At 32.6% G+C, this 17,393-nt stretch carries 14 protein-coding genes; 9 read left to right on the top strand and 5 right to left on the bottom strand.

The window, feature by feature from the left end:
- Positions 1-9 precede the first annotated feature (9 nt).
- The 4 genes from ACUUYC_RS23225 to ACUUYC_RS23240 all read left to right on the top strand — a co-directional run bounded on the left by ACUUYC_RS23225 (position 10) and on the right by ACUUYC_RS23240 (position 3,205).
- On the top strand, positions 10-912 hold the full coding sequence (locus ACUUYC_RS23225) for a geranylgeranylglycerol-phosphate geranylgeranyltransferase (protein ID WP_474269838.1): 903 nt from the start codon (positions 10-12) through the stop codon (positions 910-912).
- 3 nt (positions 913-915) lie between these two features.
- The gene (locus tag ACUUYC_RS23230) at positions 916-1,509 is read left to right on the top strand and encodes a Maf family nucleotide pyrophosphatase (protein WP_474269839.1); all 594 of its coding nucleotides are present in this window, start codon (positions 916-918) and stop codon (positions 1,507-1,509) included.
- 265 nt (positions 1,510-1,774) lie between these two features.
- Complete coding sequence (locus tag ACUUYC_RS23235; protein WP_474269841.1) at positions 1,775-2,209, top strand: hypothetical protein; 435 nt, start codon at positions 1,775-1,777, stop codon at positions 2,207-2,209.
- Between the two features lie 57 nt (positions 2,210-2,266).
- A complete protein-coding gene (locus ACUUYC_RS23240) occupies positions 2,267-3,205 on the top strand; it encodes a septum formation inhibitor Maf (protein ID WP_474269842.1) in 939 nt (312 codons plus the stop codon).
- A 247-nt stretch (positions 3,206-3,452) separates the two neighbouring features.
- Here ACUUYC_RS23240 and ACUUYC_RS23245 read toward each other — a convergent pair whose 3' ends face one another.
- Positions 3,453-5,228: a hydrolase/aminopeptidase gene (locus ACUUYC_RS23245; RefSeq protein ID WP_474269844.1), complete on the bottom strand. Its 1,776-nt coding sequence runs from the start codon at positions 5,226-5,228 to the stop codon at positions 3,453-3,455.
- 256 nt (positions 5,229-5,484) lie between these two features.
- On the opposite strand from ACUUYC_RS23245, the gene ACUUYC_RS23250 reads away from it, so the two are divergent.
- The 4 genes from ACUUYC_RS23250 (at position 5,485) to ACUUYC_RS23265 (ending at position 10,982) form a co-directional block, all read left to right on the top strand.
- On the top strand, positions 5,485-5,670 hold the full coding sequence (locus ACUUYC_RS23250; protein WP_474269845.1) for a hypothetical protein: 186 nt from the start codon (positions 5,485-5,487) through the stop codon (positions 5,668-5,670).
- A gap of 210 nt (positions 5,671-5,880) precedes the next feature.
- Entirely contained in the window at positions 5,881-6,162 is a 282-nt protein-coding gene (locus ACUUYC_RS23255; protein ID WP_474269847.1) for a hypothetical protein, read from the top strand.
- A 371-nt stretch (positions 6,163-6,533) separates the two neighbouring features.
- Positions 6,534-9,065, top strand: coding sequence for a PIG-L family deacetylase (locus ACUUYC_RS23260; RefSeq protein WP_474269849.1), 2,532 nt, complete (start codon positions 6,534-6,536; stop codon positions 9,063-9,065).
- Between the two features lie 120 nt (positions 9,066-9,185).
- Positions 9,186-10,982 (top strand): sodium:solute symporter family protein, encoded by a 1,797-nt coding sequence (locus ACUUYC_RS23265; RefSeq protein ID WP_474269850.1) that lies wholly within the window; start codon positions 9,186-9,188, stop codon positions 10,980-10,982.
- A 66-nt stretch (positions 10,983-11,048) separates the two neighbouring features.
- Here ACUUYC_RS23265 and ACUUYC_RS23270 read toward each other — a convergent pair whose 3' ends face one another.
- Complete coding sequence (locus ACUUYC_RS23270; RefSeq protein WP_474269852.1) at positions 11,049-11,267, bottom strand: hypothetical protein; 219 nt, start codon at positions 11,265-11,267, stop codon at positions 11,049-11,051.
- A gap of 599 nt (positions 11,268-11,866) precedes the next feature.
- Here ACUUYC_RS23270 and ACUUYC_RS23275 point away from each other — a divergent pair.
- A complete protein-coding gene (locus ACUUYC_RS23275) occupies positions 11,867-12,304 on the top strand; it encodes a hypothetical protein (protein ID WP_474269854.1) in 438 nt (145 codons plus the stop codon).
- Positions 12,305-12,624: 320 nt separating this feature from the next.
- On the opposite strand, the gene ACUUYC_RS23280 is transcribed toward ACUUYC_RS23275, so the two are convergent.
- The 3 genes from ACUUYC_RS23280 to ACUUYC_RS23290 form a co-directional block, all read right to left on the bottom strand.
- Positions 12,625-13,155 (bottom strand): hypothetical protein, encoded by a 531-nt coding sequence (locus ACUUYC_RS23280; protein WP_474269856.1) that lies wholly within the window; start codon positions 13,153-13,155, stop codon positions 12,625-12,627.
- A gap of 447 nt (positions 13,156-13,602) precedes the next feature.
- Positions 13,603-16,032 carry a TonB-dependent receptor domain-containing protein gene (locus tag ACUUYC_RS23285; protein WP_474269857.1) on the bottom strand — a complete coding sequence of 810 codons (2,430 nt, stop codon included), beginning with the start codon at positions 16,030-16,032 and terminating at the stop codon, positions 13,603-13,605.
- The gene (locus ACUUYC_RS23290; protein ID WP_474269858.1) at positions 16,025-17,383 is read right to left on the bottom strand and encodes an HTTM domain-containing protein; all 1,359 of its coding nucleotides are present in this window, start codon (positions 17,381-17,383) and stop codon (positions 16,025-16,027) included. Before ACUUYC_RS23290 ends, ACUUYC_RS23285 begins: the two co-directional genes overlap by 8 nt.
- Positions 17,384-17,393: the final 10 nt, after the last annotated feature.

Consider the following 17,393-nt stretch of genomic DNA (forward strand, 5'->3'; position numbering starts at 1 on the left):
CTAAAAATCATGCTAAAGTTTTTACAACTCATTCGTTTTCCAAACTTGGTTATGATTGCATTGACACAATATCTATTTAAGCTCTATTTAATTAATCCATATTCAAGTTATTCATTAGATTCACTTAGGTTTTTCTGTTTAGTTTTAGCTACTGTTTGTATTGCCGCAGGCGGAAATATCATTAACGATATTTATGATGTACAAACGGATCTCATCAACAAACCTCATAAAGTTTTTATTGATACTTTCATCACTAAAAAGAACGCTTTTCTTCTTTACTTTGTGTTCACTTTCGTGGGAATTGGTCTCGGAATCTATGTTGGTGTGATTAGTTTACCTGAAAATACTACAATCTTTATTGCAATTGCTTTGCTTCTATTTCTATATTCAAAATACTTAAAAAAGATAGCCTTCATTGGGAATATTATCGTATCACTTTTAGTCGCTTCAAGTATTTTGATTTTAGCGTTCCCAATTTTTACAAAAAACAACTTTTTTAGAAACGATCTTATAATCAGAGTAGTACTCATCTACGCCATTTTTGCATTTTTAATCAATCTCATACGCGAACTTGTGAAAGATAATGAAGATGTAAACGGTGATTATAATGCAAGTATGAAAACGCTTTCAATTGTTTTAGGCAGAAATAGAGTGAATAAAATTTCGGCTATTTTAGCAGGATTCTTACTTGTTTTTATTCTTTATGTAATTAGTGAATATCTTCAAGGTAAAACGATTATAACGGTTTACGCATTGTTCACATTATTATTACCACTACTCTATTTTATCGTCAAAATATGGCAAGCGGATACGAAACGTGAATATAGAATGTTATCTTTTTTACTTAAATTAATTATGTTGTTCGGAATTCTATCAACGGTTGTATTTTACTATTTTGACCCTTTATTTTAAATTATGTTAGACAAACTTTCTTCAACATACCATATCATTTTAGCTTCTGGTTCGCCAAGAAGGCAACAGTTTTTTAAAGATTTAGGTCTTGAATTTGAAATCCGATTAAAATCTGTAGATGAAGTTTACCCTGAACATTTACAACATCATGAAATCTCAGATTACTTGGCTATACTAAAAGCGTCTGTTTTTAAAGATGAACTAAAAAACAACGAAGTTTTAGTTACTTCAGATACTGTCGTTTGGCATGAAGGTGTTTCGTTAGCAAAACCACAAGATGCAAAAGAAGCATTTGATATGATTAAAGTAATGAGCGGAAAAAGTCATGAAGTAATCACTTCTGCATGTTTTACAACTGCGACTTCACAAAAAGTAGTTCATGAAATTACGAAAGTAACTTTTGAGGAAATGACCGATGCTGAAATTAATTACTATGTAACCAATTTTAAGCCATTTGACAAAGCTGGCGCATACGGAATTCAAGAATGGATTGGATATACCAAAGTTTCACGTATTGAAGGTTCCTATGCAAATGTTGTTGGTTTACCTACGCATTTAGTCTATAAAGTGTTTTCAGAAATTGAAAATCTATTTTGATTTTTTCTATTAAAAAACATTTATCAATTCATATTAGATTCCAAAATTTAGCTTTGAATAATACCTGACAAAGCAAGCAATGTCTGGCTTTTTCGATTTAAGTTGTTATATATATAAATGGTTATGAAACAAATACGTCATATTTTACCATTCATCTAAGATTTAGAACAGTTTATACATTAAAAAGGCAATCTTATAAGTTTATAGAGGTATTGTATCGATAGAATTAGTAGCTTTATAAAAGATTCCCTAAAATAATCTATTTGTGAAAAAAATTATACGTTGTATTATTATTTCATTTATATTCCTTTCGCACACAACTATTTGTGCGCAAGAAACAACACCATCTATTATCAATTTTGCAGAAATTGAGTATGGTAGCGAAGCTTATCAAAAAAATGGTAAACTCACTTCTTGGGACATTTCTAACATCGGTACTCATAAAATAAACAATAACCCTTACAAAAGTGTCGCATTAGAAACAAACACTTTAGGAAACATTGATTACTTACTTACGACTGATAATGCTGATTCTCAAAGACCGTTATTAGCTACTACTGGTTCTATTATATCTAGCGATTCAGATACATTACACAAATCGTGTACACCTTTTATCATTGCTATGATCTTTTTATTATCGATCATCATTGCATTCATCATCTTAAGACGAATAAAAACAAATACGCTTAAACTCTTTTAACACATTGTTAAACCGCATTGCGCAATCATCATTTTTAAATATCTTTATAAAAAAACGATGAAAGCGATCTCCAAACATCTCATTTTAGCCACACTTACTATAGCCGGAACTATCATTGCTTGTTCAAATGTAAAAAATGATACCAAACCAGTTGCCATTGAAAACGCTGTAAAAGTTAGTAATCCAGCGCAACCAACTTCTGACGAGTTTAAAAAATATTGGTATAGCGGAACTGCCGAACTCACTTCTTTTGAATTGGAACAAGGTCGCTATGGCGAAATTCACAAGGGAAAAGCTGTCTTAATTTATGTTACGGAAGATTTCAATCCTGAAAAACAAGTCAAAGCAGATCAACAGCGCTCTAATAATGTTCCAGTTTTAAAATTGAACAGTACTAAAAAATTCTACACAGGAATTTATCCATATAGTGTAATGACAAGTGCATTTTATCCGGTTAGTAATAACAAACACGCTATCAAAGTAACTTCTTCCATGCAAGAATGGTGTGGACATGTTTTTACACAACTCAATAATAGAGCGCAGTTTGAAGTACAATCATATTCATATTTTGAAAGTGAATCTGATCAAGAATTTACAATAGATAAAGCAATTTTAGAAGATGAATTATGGACAAAACTCAGAATTGATCCTTCTCAATTACCTTTAGGAACACAACAAATAGTTCCTGCGTTTGAAGTATTGCGTATGAAACATATTCCACTAAAAACGTATGAAGCATCAACAACGTTAACAACTTCTGGAACCACTTCGACATACACACTAAACTATCCAAAATTGAACAGAAAACTAGCCATCAACTTCAATACTAGCTTTCCGTATGATATTTTAGGTTGGACAGAAATTTCTAAAAGTGGCTATGGAAGTAATGCCAAAATTTTAACGACTAAAGCAACAAGAATCAAGCAGTTAAAAACACCATATTGGTCAAAGAATAGTGTAAAAGACAGTGTTTTGCGTAAAAAATTAGGTTTGTAAATCCTACAAAAACAAGCATTTGTCAATAGCAATCAAATAGTTGTTATATGGTAAAACCGTAACCATAAGCGCTAAAATTTCACGATCTTTAAGTATAATAATCTGATAAATTATTTACTAAACATATTTAAGTCATATTTCCACGCTTAACCTTGCTTGGCTTAGATATCTCATTAAAAAAAAGGATAAAATATGCCCTTATTTTATCCTTTCTTTTATTTATTGAAACTCAAACTTGCAAATTGAATTAATCACTCGTCAACATTTCATCAATTGTATTTACGGTAACTGAATGATAATTTGGGCGTGCTTTTTCATAAATACGCTTTGCATCTTCCAATCGATTATTACGCTTGAAAGCCTTGTATAAGGTTGAAACATACCAACGACGACCAACGGTCATCAAAAAGTTATCAATGCGCATATCTACATCATTTGCATGATAATTATGATTAATTGCTTGTTCAAACCAAACCATAGCGATGTATGAATTTGTTGCGTTTGAAAAATTACAAGCTGTATCAAGTTTTGTGAATTTTTCTATAGATATTCCTGCAGGAATATTTCTGATGAAGTGAATTTTTTGTTGAATGTTCCAATTCTTCCTGCATAAATCCTTTTCTTTCAATGTTCCCTTTTCCCAAGCTGCAATTGCTTCTTCTACATTTTGAAACTTATCTGATTGTATTTTTGAAGCATTTTCTGGAATTCCAGCTTTGTAAACCCAAGCATCAACATTAAAGTCGATATTGTTCTTCTCTAATAATTCTGCATTTAGGTAACTAATAAATTTTTCTGTAGTTATAGTAGAAAATGCATGTTTGTTGAAATATTCTTTTAAAAACGAATCCATTTTTTTGCGTCCAACTGTATTTTCTAGTGTTCTTAAGAATAAATATCCTTTGTCATACGCAATACTGTTCATTCCGTCATCCGGATTCTTTCCTTTTAAATCGAGCTTTAAATGTGTTGCTTCAGGCTGATTTTTGAATCCTTCTATTTCTTCTGCTAAATCTTGACGTCCAATAGAAGCGAGCATATTTGCATACTCTTTTCCATATAAAGCTTCCATAATACGCATTTCAAAATATACCGTAAATCCTTCATTCAACCAGAAATCATTCCAAGTAGCATTTGTGACTAAATTTCCAGACCATGAATGTGCTAATTCGTGCGCTACCAAGCTCGTTAAACTTCGATCACCAGCAATTACGGTTGGTGTAGCAAACGTTAAACGTGGATTTTCCATGCCACCAAACGGAAAACTTGGTGGCAATACAACCACATCAAATTGATCCCAAGCATACGTTCCGTATAAACTTTCGGCTGCATTTACCATTTTTTCCATATCAGCAAATTCGTAATGAACTTTCTCAATCATAGATTTTTCAGCATATACACCAGTTCTTGGACTAATTTCTTTGTAAACTAAATCTCCAACCGCTAACGCAATTAAATATGGTGAAATTGGCTGTTTCATCTTAAAACTATAAGTACCATTTTTGTTTTTCTCTTTTGGATTTTCGGCACTCATAATTGCTAATAAGTCTTTTGGAACTTTTACATTAGCATTGTACGTTAAGCGAATCTGTGGACTATCTTGAATCGGAATCCAAGTTCTAGTTAAAATAGCTTGACCTTGTGTAAGCAAAAAAGGAAACTTTTTATCAGCAGTTTGTTGCGGATTTAAAAACTGTAATGCTTCTGTTTTATCAGTAGTTGCATAGGTAATAGCGACTTCTTTTGAATCTTCTTCAACAGGAATTGTTAATGATTGTCCCAATACAGCATCATTCGCGCCAAGCGTAAACTTTACTTCCTTTCCATCAACCGTTGCTTTCTCTATATTCAAATTTTTTGCATCAAAAACGATTTCAGTGCCTGCGTAGTTTTCAATAGTATACGTTGCCGTTCCTGTGATAATTTTCTGTTCAAAATTTACATCAATATCTAATTGCAAATGTTTAGCAACTGCTTCATTTGGCCTTGCATATGAATGTGTATCATTGGCGTATGTTGGCATTGTTTTCTTTTCTTTTTCTTGAGTAGTGCAACTAAATAGTATACAAGTGATCAAAATAAGGGTACTATTTTTTAATAATTTCATAGAACTAGGATACGTATAATTGAGTTAAATATGATTCTTCTCAAAGCTACACAAATTATTGAGAATACAAGAAAACATTAACATCTCCCAAACTAATAAGTACGGTACTTCCGTAACATAAATTCAGGTATTTACCTTATTTTTAAGCTATTAACCAAAAAAAATCACAATCATGTTAAAAAACATTTCAAACCTTAAAGGAGTACAAAAATTAGAAAAGGACAGCCAAAAAACTATAAATGGTGGAAAGGGTAGATTTTGTGGTGGAACGGGCGGAATTCCTATCGGATGGCCACAATCGCAATGTTACGGTTGGGGAATTCAGTGGTATAATGGACAATGTTACGCGTGTTATTAATCATTTAAACCAAAACCATGAAAAAAAGAAATCTTAAAAATTTAAGCCTGAACAAAAAATCAATTTCAAATCTAGAAATTCACATTGCTAAAGGTGCTAGCGGAAGACCTTGTCATGCAGAAAGCATTATTATATGTGACGAAGGTCCGACACTCACAAATTGTTTATTTAATTCAAATTGCATCTGTTAACAGTTTAAAATACTAAATCATGAAAAAAAAGAATTTAAAAAGTTTATCCCTTAACAAAAGTTCAATTTCTAAATTAGAAACCAATGTAGTAAAGGGTGGATATCAATCTGAAAATGGTTCTTGCTTTTGGCAAGATTGTCCATCAAGAGATCCTGATTTTATGAGTGACTGTTATTGTCCTTACAATGGCGGCGGCGGAAATAATACCAATAACTGTCAAACACAAGCTAATTGTGGTTCTAACAATTCTTGTGCTTGGGAAGATTGCATGGAATCAATGCCAAATGGCGGTGGTTGCTAAAGCAAAGTTATAGTATATGATTAAAAAGCAAACTTCGGTTTGCTTTTTTCTTTTCTTCATAACAAGAATATTTATTATGCTAGAAAAATTTGAGCAGTACAAAATCCTAAACGCTGAATTAATATTTGGTGATGGAATAATAAAAAAGCACAAAACTAAAGGAGATTAATACAACTTTTAGTTTAAATTATATAGCGAACTTCGGTTCGCTTTTTTTGTGTATTTACGTACTAAAATTTTGTCTAAACAATTCTAAAGTAATCTGTTTGGTTTTTAAATAGAATTCAACGAAAGTTAAAGAACGTTAAAAACTATATTTCTATAGGTGAACTTTCCTATTTTTGGTCTTACCTTGAACCAAATATTTCCTAATGAAAAAACTAATACTGTTTATTTTAGTGACTTGTGCTTTTGTTTATACAAGTTCAGCACAAAAACCAAATAAACTTTCTTCCAACCAAATCTACGAAAAAGTACAAAAACTAAATTTCTTAGGTTCTGCATTATACATTGCAGCACATCCTGATGATGAAAATACACGACTCATCGCTTATTTGTCAAATAATGTGAAAGCGCGAACTGCGTATTTATCATTGACACGTGGTGATGGTGGACAAAACTTAATTGGTCCAGAAATTCGTGAACAATTAGGTGTTATTCGTACACAAGAGCTATTGGCCGCTCGCGGTGTAGATGGCGGACAACAATTATTTACACGCGCTAACGACTTTGGATATTCAAAACATCCTGATGAAACGTTAGACATTTGGAATAAAGATGAAGTACTAAGTGATGTCGTTTGGGCAATAAGAAAATTTAAGCCAGACGTAATTATCAATCGTTTTGATCACAGAACCCCAGGAAGAACACACGGACATCATACAACTTCCGCTATGTTAAGTATGGAAGCTTTTGACTTAGCTGGCGATAAAAATGCGTATGCTTCTCAACTTTCAGATTATGAAGCTTGGCAACCAACTCGTTTATTTTTCAACACATCTTGGTGGTTTTATGGAAGTCGTGAAAAATTTGAAAAAGCAGATAAAAGTAAAATGCTCAATTTTGACATTGGTGTATACTATCCTTTAAAAGGATTGTCTAATAATGAATTGGCTTCTATTGCAAGTAGTCAACATTTATGTCAAGGTTTTGGTCGTGTAACAACACGTGGTTCTCAAAAAGAGTATGTTGAATTTTTAAAAGGTGATTTCCCTGAAGATAAAAGCAATATTTTCTCAGGAATTGACACATCTTGGAGCCGTGTAAAAGGTGGAAAAGCTATTGGAAACATATTAACAACTATAGAAGCAAACTTCAATTTTGTAAATCCTGCTGCGCATTTGCCTAAATTAATGCAAGCATATGGAATGATTCAAAACATAGAAGATGAACATTGGAAAGCTATTAAATTAGTTGAGATTGAAGAAATTATTCAGGCTTGCGCCGGATTGTACATAGAAGCTTCTGCTTCGGAAGCAAACGCAACGCCAAGAGCTAATATGAAAGTGAATATTGAAGTATTAAATAGAAGTAATGCAAACATCAAACTAAATTCTATCACATCAACAATAGACAAGAAAACGACGTCAAAAACACTTTCATTAGCACCAAATAAAAAGGAAAATTTTACGCTTGACGTAAATTTAGCGACTGATTCGTATTCTGCGCCGTATTGGTTATATGAAAAAGGTACATTAGGAATGTACAAAGTGGAAGATCAACATTTACGTGGATTGCCAGAAACACCAAGACCTTCCGTTTTAAAGTTCAATTTAGAAATTGACGGAAAACCGATTACCATTACTAAACCTGTTATCTATCGCTATTCAAAACCAGATAAAGGTGAGTTGTATCAACCATTTGAAATTTTACCAGCAGTAACGGCAAAATTCAAAGATCCTGTAATTATATTTTCAGACAATAAAGCAAAAGAAATTCCGGTAACAGTCAAAGCTGGAAAAGATAACTTAGATGGTTATGTAACTATAAAACATCCGTATAGTTGGGAAGTCTATCCAAAAAAACAAAAAGTAACTATTGCCCAAAAAGGCGATGAAGCAACATTAATGTTTACTGTAGTTCCGCCAGCAACTCAAAGTGAAGGAACGTTGGTTCCGGAAGTATTTATTGGAGATAAAAAGTATACACTTTCGTTGAATGAAATTGAATACGATCATATTCCGAAACAATCGGTTTTATTACCATCGGAAACGAAAGTTGTACGTTTAAATATTCAAAAGAGTGGTCAGTATATTGGGTACATTCAAGGAGCTGGAGATGCAATTCCTGAAAGTTTGCAACAAATTGGCTATGATGTTACGGTAATTGATCCAACTACGATTGATGCTGCAAAACTTAAAGACTTCGACGCTATTGTTATCGGAATTAGAGCCTACAATACAGTAGATGAGTTAAAATTTAAGCAAAAATACATTTTAGATTATGTGAAAAATGGTGGAAACGTCATTGTACAATACAACACTAATCGTCGTATAAAAGTAGATCGTGATGAGCTCGCTCCGTACAAATTGACATTGTCAAGAGATCGTGTAACAGACGAAACTGCTTCAGTAAAAATTATTGCAAAAGATCATTCTATTGTAAACTTCCCAAACAAAATTGAAGCAAAGGATTTTGACGGTTGGGTACAAGAACGTGGATTGTATTTCCCGAATGATTGGTCTTCAGAATTTACGCCAATTCTTTCTATGCATGACAAAGGAGAATCACCAAAAAAAGGAAGTTTATTAGTTGCCAAATACGGAAAAGGAAACTATATCTATACAGGATTGAGTTTCTTCCGCGAATTACCTGCGGGCGTTCCTGGCGCATACAAATTGTTTAGCAACATGATTTCTGTTGGTAAAACACAAGTGATCACAAAACCACAACTAAAAAACTAATTTATGAATACTGAAAAATTTGTTTGGAAAAAGATGTACACAATCATTTTGGTTGCCAACTTGGCATACATCTTATTATTTTACGTACTCATGAATATTTTCTCTTAACTAACTGACTGCATGGAATTATTAGACTGGATTGTATTAATAGGAACATTAGCCGCAATTGTTGGTTATGGAACTTGGAAAACACGCGGAAGCAAAAGCGCAGAAGACTATATTAAAGGTGGAAGCTCTTCGAAATGGTGGACTATTGGTTTATCAGTAATGGCAACACAAGCAAGCGCAATTACTTTTTTATCTACTACAGGACAAGCCTTTAGTGACGGAATGGGATTTGTACAATTTTACTTTGGTGTACCAATTGCCATGGTAATCATTTGTATGGTATTTATTCCTTTATATCATAAACTCAAAGTATATACAGCCTATGAATTTCTGGAAAATCGATTCGATTTAAAAACCAGAAGTCTAACGGCTATTCTATTCTTAATTCAACGTGGATTGGCGGCAGGAATTACCATTTTTGCGCCAGCCATTATCTTATCAGTTGTACTCGGTTGGAACTTAGTTACACTCAACATCATTATTGGTGTGTTGGTTATTATTTATACGGTTTCTGGTGGAACGAAAGCTGTAAGTGTCACACAAAAGCAACAAATGTTTATCATATTTGCTGGAATGTTCGCTGCGTTTTTTATTACGCTCGATTTGATTCCTAAAGATATAGGTTTCATCAAAGCGCTTGATATTGCTGGTGCTAGTGGCAGAATGGAAGTCTTAGATTTTTCTTTCGATTTAGAAAATAGATATACAATTTGGACAGGAATTATTGGAGGAAGTTTCTTAGCACTTTCCTATTTTGGAACTGATCAAAGTCAAGTACAACGCTATCTTTCAGGGAAATCTGTAAAAGAAATGCGTTGGGGAATGATGTTTAATGGTTTACTAAAAGTACCAATGCAGTTTTTCATATTATTGGTTGGTATCATGGTTTTTGTATTTTATCAATTCGAACCTGCACCGTTAAACTTTATTGAGTCTTCTACAAAAAAAGTATTAGCTTCTGAATATAGTGATGAATATGAAATATTAGAAAACAAGCAAACTGCACTATTCAATCAGAAAAAAACGGTGAGTTTGCAATTAGCAAAATCATATAATGAGGCTGATAAAAAGCAATTATTACAATTAGATAGTATTGAAAAAACATACAGAGCCGAATCAAAATATTTGATCAAACGTGCTATTGACGCAGATTATGGAAAGGAATATGATAAATTATCACAGGAATTAATCGCGCTTAACGCAAATCCGGAAAGTGAAGCCTATAAAGAGAAAAAAGCTGAATTAACGTCTTGGTATAAAGAATCGGCAAAAGATAGCGAAACCAATGATCGTGATTATATGTTTATTTCGTTCATCTTAGAACACCTTCCAGCTGGTTTGATTGGACTATTATTAGCGGTAATTCTTTCAGCGGCTATGTCATCAACGGCTTCTGAAATTAACGCATTGGCTACAATTACATCTATTGATTTATACAAACGAAATCTGAAAGAAGAAAAAGACGATGCACATTATGTAAATGCTACAAAAATGTTCACACTTGGTTGGGGAATTTTAGCCATTATCATTGCTTGTTTTGCAAGTTTGGCAGAAAACTTAATTCAATTGGTAAATATTATTGGTTCTATTTTCTACGGAAACGTATTAGGAATCTTTTTATTAGCATTCTTCTTCAAATTCATAAAAGGAAATGCTGTATTTACGGCTGCAGTTATTACACAAATTGCTGTTGTTTTTGTTTGGTGGATAGATTTAATGCCATATTTGTGGTTGAATTTATTTGGCTGTGTATTGGTTATCCTTATTGCAACTATTATACAATCAGTACAAAAGAAGAAAGTAGCATAACTCAATTAAAATATAATATAAATGTAAAAAGCGAACTTTTTAAAGTTCGCTTTTTTGTTTTCAGTTCTATCCTGCAGATTCACATTCAGATGGAATGCCACCAGTAAAACTTCTACTTGTGTATGGCTCATACGGCTCATCTGGTGGACCAGATGGACAATCATTTGAACAATCACAACGACTTCCAGAGATTCCTCCTACCAAGTCATTTCTTAACTGAACTGCATCAAAACTAGAGATAGATCTCTTGTTTAATAACAAGTTAGTAACTTTCTTTTTTTTCATAATTAAAAAAATTTATGGTTAATACTTTAAAGTTCATCTCAATGCAAATTGTTACCCAGTTTTATTAAGTTTTATAATTGATGAAATTTAAAAACATTGATTATGATTTACACATAAAATAATCACAATCAAACAGTTAAAAAAAATAGCACAATACTATTTTAAGTGATCCTTTATAAAAGGTCAGATATATAAGTTTTATATCATTTGTAATTATTGTTATTTAGCTTTATAAAATTTAATTGTTTACAAAAACATAGTAATAGTCTAACAGCACATAGCCGTTTATAAATTTGGTGAAGGTGTACCCTACTCAATAGTTGATGACGGTTTTCTTTAATTAGAAAACCGTCTTTATTTCCTAAGCAATCAACGTTTCATATCCAGATGACGTATAAATACGGAACGTCAGGTAATTTTACGCAACTTATCAAAACCGTAAATTTTACACACAAATTCAGCAATAAAAAGTAAGTTATTTGACATGAAATTAATTAACTAATCTACCATGCTTTACAAGTGAGTTATTTGTTTCTGGTGCAATCCGAAAAACCATAAAAGAGTAGGAATCGTTTTTTTAATTTTTAAAATTTTATATCATGAGCGCACAAACAATTACAATTACATTCAAAGCCGAAGGAGCGACAGCATACACAGCTAATGTGACAGCATTAGGATGCGGAAATATGGTTGATCCTAAAACAGGACAAAATTGGAGCACAACACCAGATGGAGATAATCCATATGTATGGAATAATGATGGAAGTAACGCTAATAAGTTTGGCTTAATGGCAAATTACAAATATAACAACGTAGAATCGACTGCTTTTTCTCAATTAGTTATTGATCCTACGCAGATAGATGGTGATGTAACTATTGTTGCTGAACTTTCTACAGCTGCTATTGGTGGCGATAAAGGAAATACGGTATTGCGCTTTGATTCTGCAACCGTAAACGGAAAGGAAAACCCAAATGTAGCATCTGTTTCAGTTTGGGGAACTGACAAACCACAACCACATTCAGAGTTTTATAGCTAAACGCAAAACCAACCTACCATTTTTTAAAAGTAAAAGCAGTTTCTTTATCAGTTGGGAACTGCTTTTTTTAATTTGTTTTTTATGGGTTCGTCAGATCGAGTAAAATTCCTTGAATTTTGTATCGAGATCTACTTATACGTTACAAATGCTTCTCGATACAATTTTCTACATTTCATTCCGAAAACCACTCGAAGTGACGGAAGTGAGTACCTATTAAAAACTAAAACATTCCGCCAATATACTGAACCCAACCTTCGCCGTTTTCAGCAATAGTTTTGATAACTTCTTTTGCGACTTCTGCATTACAGGTTTCTAAAAACTTACGAATCATATTTTTTATCAGTTGTATTACTTTGTTCTTTACCTAAAGAATTATGATTTCCAATTGGAATAAAAATTTGATCACTTTTACTAGCCAATAATTTTGTAATATCTGAAATTTGCTCGTTTTGACTTTTTAATAATTTATTTTCAACTCTAAGGATATCTAGTGAATGTCTAAAACTTTGTACTTGATTTCTTAATCTTAAAATTAAAACATCCGCTTTTTCGTGAGTTACTTCAGCAACTGTATTTACTTGAAAATTATCTTTCTCTGTAGTTAAAAAACCTAAATATTCATCCAACCAAGCTTGTAGTTCTTCTTTGGTTGTCGTTTCTGGAAAATCAAAGGCTATATCTAAGCCGCCTTCTACTTCAGAAGCATGCATCGTAATATTAACTTGCTTACTGTCTTTTACATAATTAGAAAAGAATACTAAATATTGACGAATGCTAGAAACGAGCTGTTTGTCTAGTTTTAGGAAAGTGTATTTTTTGAGTTTTAACTTAATCTCATTATTTCTGTTCACTAAGCTAGTAAATTGACCTCTAAAAAAATTTAACTGTTTACGAAAGAGATTAGTTATTAAAATTAGACCTATTACAATAACAAGAATTGCTATTATAATCATAATAACTTTTAGGTTTTCTTCTATTTGAAAAAAAACTATCGGAGAATAGTTAACAATAATCAATGGTTTTAGAATTATAAGTATATTCCTGCTAAATTACATAATTTTCCTTCAAGAGAGTAATAAAATAATCTAAACTAAAAATCATAGGTTACGTCAAACTGAACTCGATTCAGTTTCACATAATCTTTAAAAATCACTGTAATAAGATTCTGAATCAAGTTCAGAATGACGTTTTTCAAGTTTTTGAATTATAGTTTTATTTAGAAACTGATTCCCGTATTCATTTCGACTGCGCTCAATATGACACGCAAGAAATCGAAGATTCGACGGAGTCAATGACAATTAAAATTTCACCTGCAACGTTGTATAAAAGTTTCTATCAATAGATGGAATGATTCCAGGACCTGGATAACCCGTAGCGCGTCGTGTGAAATATTCGTTGTCTAATAGATTATTGATTCCAGCTTCAAGCTTGAAGTTTCTGTATGTATATGACATAGAAATATCTAAGATATCATAGGCAGGAATTTCACCAATTAAACCACTTAAGTTACTTTCTACCGCATTAGATGCATCTGTAAATTGCTTTGATAAGTATGTATACTGAATGTTAGATAAGAAGTTTTTGTAGCCAAAACGAATTCCAGTTTTTAGGTTGATGTTTGGCACAAATTCTACCTTCTTCCCTTCTACTCCATTTTCTTGCGAGTTTGTGTATTCTGAATCTGTAATCGCAGCATTGATAAAGTAATTGAAACTATAATCGTTATTCTTGATGAAGATTTCATTCAGATTAAAATCTAACAAAGATTCTACTCCATACATCACAGCATCACCAATGTTTCCGCGCTCACTTTTTACACTTCCGTCGGCAAAAGCACGTTGTACAAAACCGATTCTATCATTGTAAAACAATCCAAATGCACCAATATCATACGAAACAATATTGTTATAACTTCCACGCAACCCAAAATCAATTGTCATACCTTTTTCATCGTCAATATTTGGATTGATCGCAAACGCAGGATTGATAATACTAATGTCCGTAAACGTTACCGAACGATAGTTTTGTGAAGCATTTCCATAGATTTCCAACGCGTCAGTAGGTTTGTAACTTGCGCCTAACCCGAATAACACAAACGAACGTTCACGTACTTCGCTATTGTCAATTGTTTCATTTAGAATAACGTTTCCAGCAGCATCTGTATTGATTCGCTTGAAAAACCCAGCACTTTCTGTTTTTATATGTTCAAATCGAAAACCTGGTGTGATTGATAGTTTATCATTTACATAAAAGATATTTTCACCAAAAACAGCAATATTCAAATTTGGATAATCATATGCTGATTGATTTTGATAGTTTGGAAAATCATCTAATTGAAAATCAAAATTTGGATCGCTTCCTGTAGAACCTGGACCTTGTTCACTTGTGTTGTCTGCTTTATAGAATTTTGAACCAACTAAGAACGTAGCTTTTTTACCAAATAGCTTGTATTCACTTAACAATCGTGCTTCAAATCCGAAGTTATTGAAATCTCCTTTTATTAAATCGCGTTCCGTTCCTGGATCTACTTGATTCACTCTATTTGTACGAAAACCTAATGCTTTACGAGATGCCTGTAAGCCAAATGCATTGAACGTGAAGTTTGTTTTTTCTGAGAATTTATGTGATAGTTTTAAGTTATATAATAACCAATCTACCTGAAACCAATTGCGTTCTCTGTTACTTTGAAACGGATTTTCATTAAACATTTGATCCGTTAACCCACCAGCTTGTTTTGCCAAGTAACGTAAGTATGTTACTTCACCTTCTAATTTTGTATTTTCATTGAATTGATAGCCAATGTGTGCATATGCGTTTTTAGATTCAAACTCTGAATTTGGACGGAATCCATCTCCTTTTTTGTAATTGAAAAACGAATAGTAGCTAAATTTTCCTTTCGTTCCACTTACACTCGTAAAGTTTGTGTATAGATTGTTGCTTCCAATTGTATTTCGTGTGATGAATTCAAATGGTTTTTCTTTGTTAGGTTCTTTCATTACAAAGTTGACCAAACCTCCAAATTGCGTTCCGTATTGCAATGAAGCAGCGCCACGAATGATTTGAATTTCTTTTAATCCTTCAGCCGCAGGCGAATAGTAACTTTCAGGATAACCTAGTACATCAGCGCTAATATCATAGCCGTTTTGGCGTGTATTGAAATTTGCCGTTCTGTTCGGATCTAAACCACGTCCACCAATGTTTAATTGTAAACCTGCATCATCATTTTGGTAGATATTCAACCCAACTACTTGACTGTATATTTGGCGTGCATTGTTAGAAGCTAAGTTTGCCATCGATTGATCAACCAATACAACTTCTGTCTTTTTTCCTGCGTAGATTGCCGTTTCTTCTACATCTTTTAATCGCTTTAGCGCGAATACTTTATTTTTACGAACCTTCAATTGTACTTCCGATAGCTGCTCTCCGAGTTCTTTTAAACCAATATTCAAAACAACATCTTTATTTACCACAATTTTCTTCTCAACTACTTGAAATTCAAACGAGAAAAACACCAACGTAATGTTCTCTTTTTCTGTTTCAAATTCGTAATAACCTTGCGCATTTGTCGTCGCAACTTTCCCAGAAGCTTTATCGTATATATCAACATTTGCAATTGTTGAATTGGTTGCTGTTGCTGTTACAGTTCCTGAAATTTTTTGTTGTGCAAATAGGGAAATGCTACACAAACAAAATGCAATGAGTACACTATTTTTTTTTATGTTAATCATCTTTAAATGGTAAAATCCAGTTTTTGGGTTTAAATGATTCTTGTTGTTGATATAAATCAACATTTTTATCTATAAATGGTTGACTCAAACGTCCGTTGAGCGCTACATAACTTTCTGTAAATACTTGCACATTTTTGTGTCCTTGACTTGTAAAATGATCTCCTAAATAGTGTGCATATTCTAAAATGAAATCTGGCTGAAAACTCATTTGTTTTTCTTGATACGATGTCAAAAAATCACTATTGTTTACATAGAAAAAATTTCCTGTTTCACCATCAACTATTTTGAATGTTGTGCTTCCCATCTTTTCCATTAACATTACACGCCATGAAAAACGATATCCTTGTTCTGTCCAAAACAGATTGCCATTATACAACAGATATCTGAAAGGAAATATGATTTGTATCATAAAAAAAGCAATTAGTATTGGAACAACTATTGTTTTATATTTTACATGATATTCAGGCATGATTTTAATTACATTCGTTTTGATTTGAATTACTTTTTGTAGCATTCCTTTGATGAAAGCAATGATTTTTTTGTGGAAATCAGCTTCAAAGAAGATTAGTGATCCAATGATCATAACATATGGAAACATTCCGATTGGAAATAACACGCGTGTGAATACGTGAAAGAAAACCACTAATGCAAACGCAAACCAACGTGTTCGTTTGTAGAGTAATAGGAACGGAATGAATAAATCATATAACATTCCTGACCAACTCATAGCATGATGAAACCAGTTTTGGTGCATCAAACTTTCGCCAATTATAGGTAAATCGTACTTGGAAGGCAGCCAGATTTTTAGTGGCATTGCTTTGAATAACCAATCTGAGTTTATTTTGGCTAGACCAGCATAGAAATAAACAATTCCGAGTAATAGTTTTATCGAATCAATCGTCCATTTTGGAATTTGCTCAAAACTTCTTTTTCTTAAGATATTGTCTACTGAAAACGTAGCATTTGCAGGAAGAAAAATTAACAAGAAACTTAGAATACTTATAAAGTAGTAATGATTTAAGTACGTTGTTTTTTCCATCAATTCGATGTACGTAAAACTTAGAAAGAATGTGATGACTGCTATTCGATATTTGAAACCTATCGCAACAAAGAATGCAGCTAATCCACAAATTGCAAAGAGAACATAGGTAAAGTTCCCTAAGGGTTTTATCCACTCAAAACCATAGTATGAAAAGTGAAATGAAGGTTCAAGATATACTGTTTCTATCCAACCTTTAGCCCAAAAACGAATGATACTGTAACACATCATAAGACCAAAACCAATACGAAAAACCGCTAATGGGGAAGCGTTTGTTTTTTGGTTAAGATATGTTTGAAAACGGTTTATCATTTTACATAAA

The organism is Kordia sp. E (assembly GCF_056033805.1).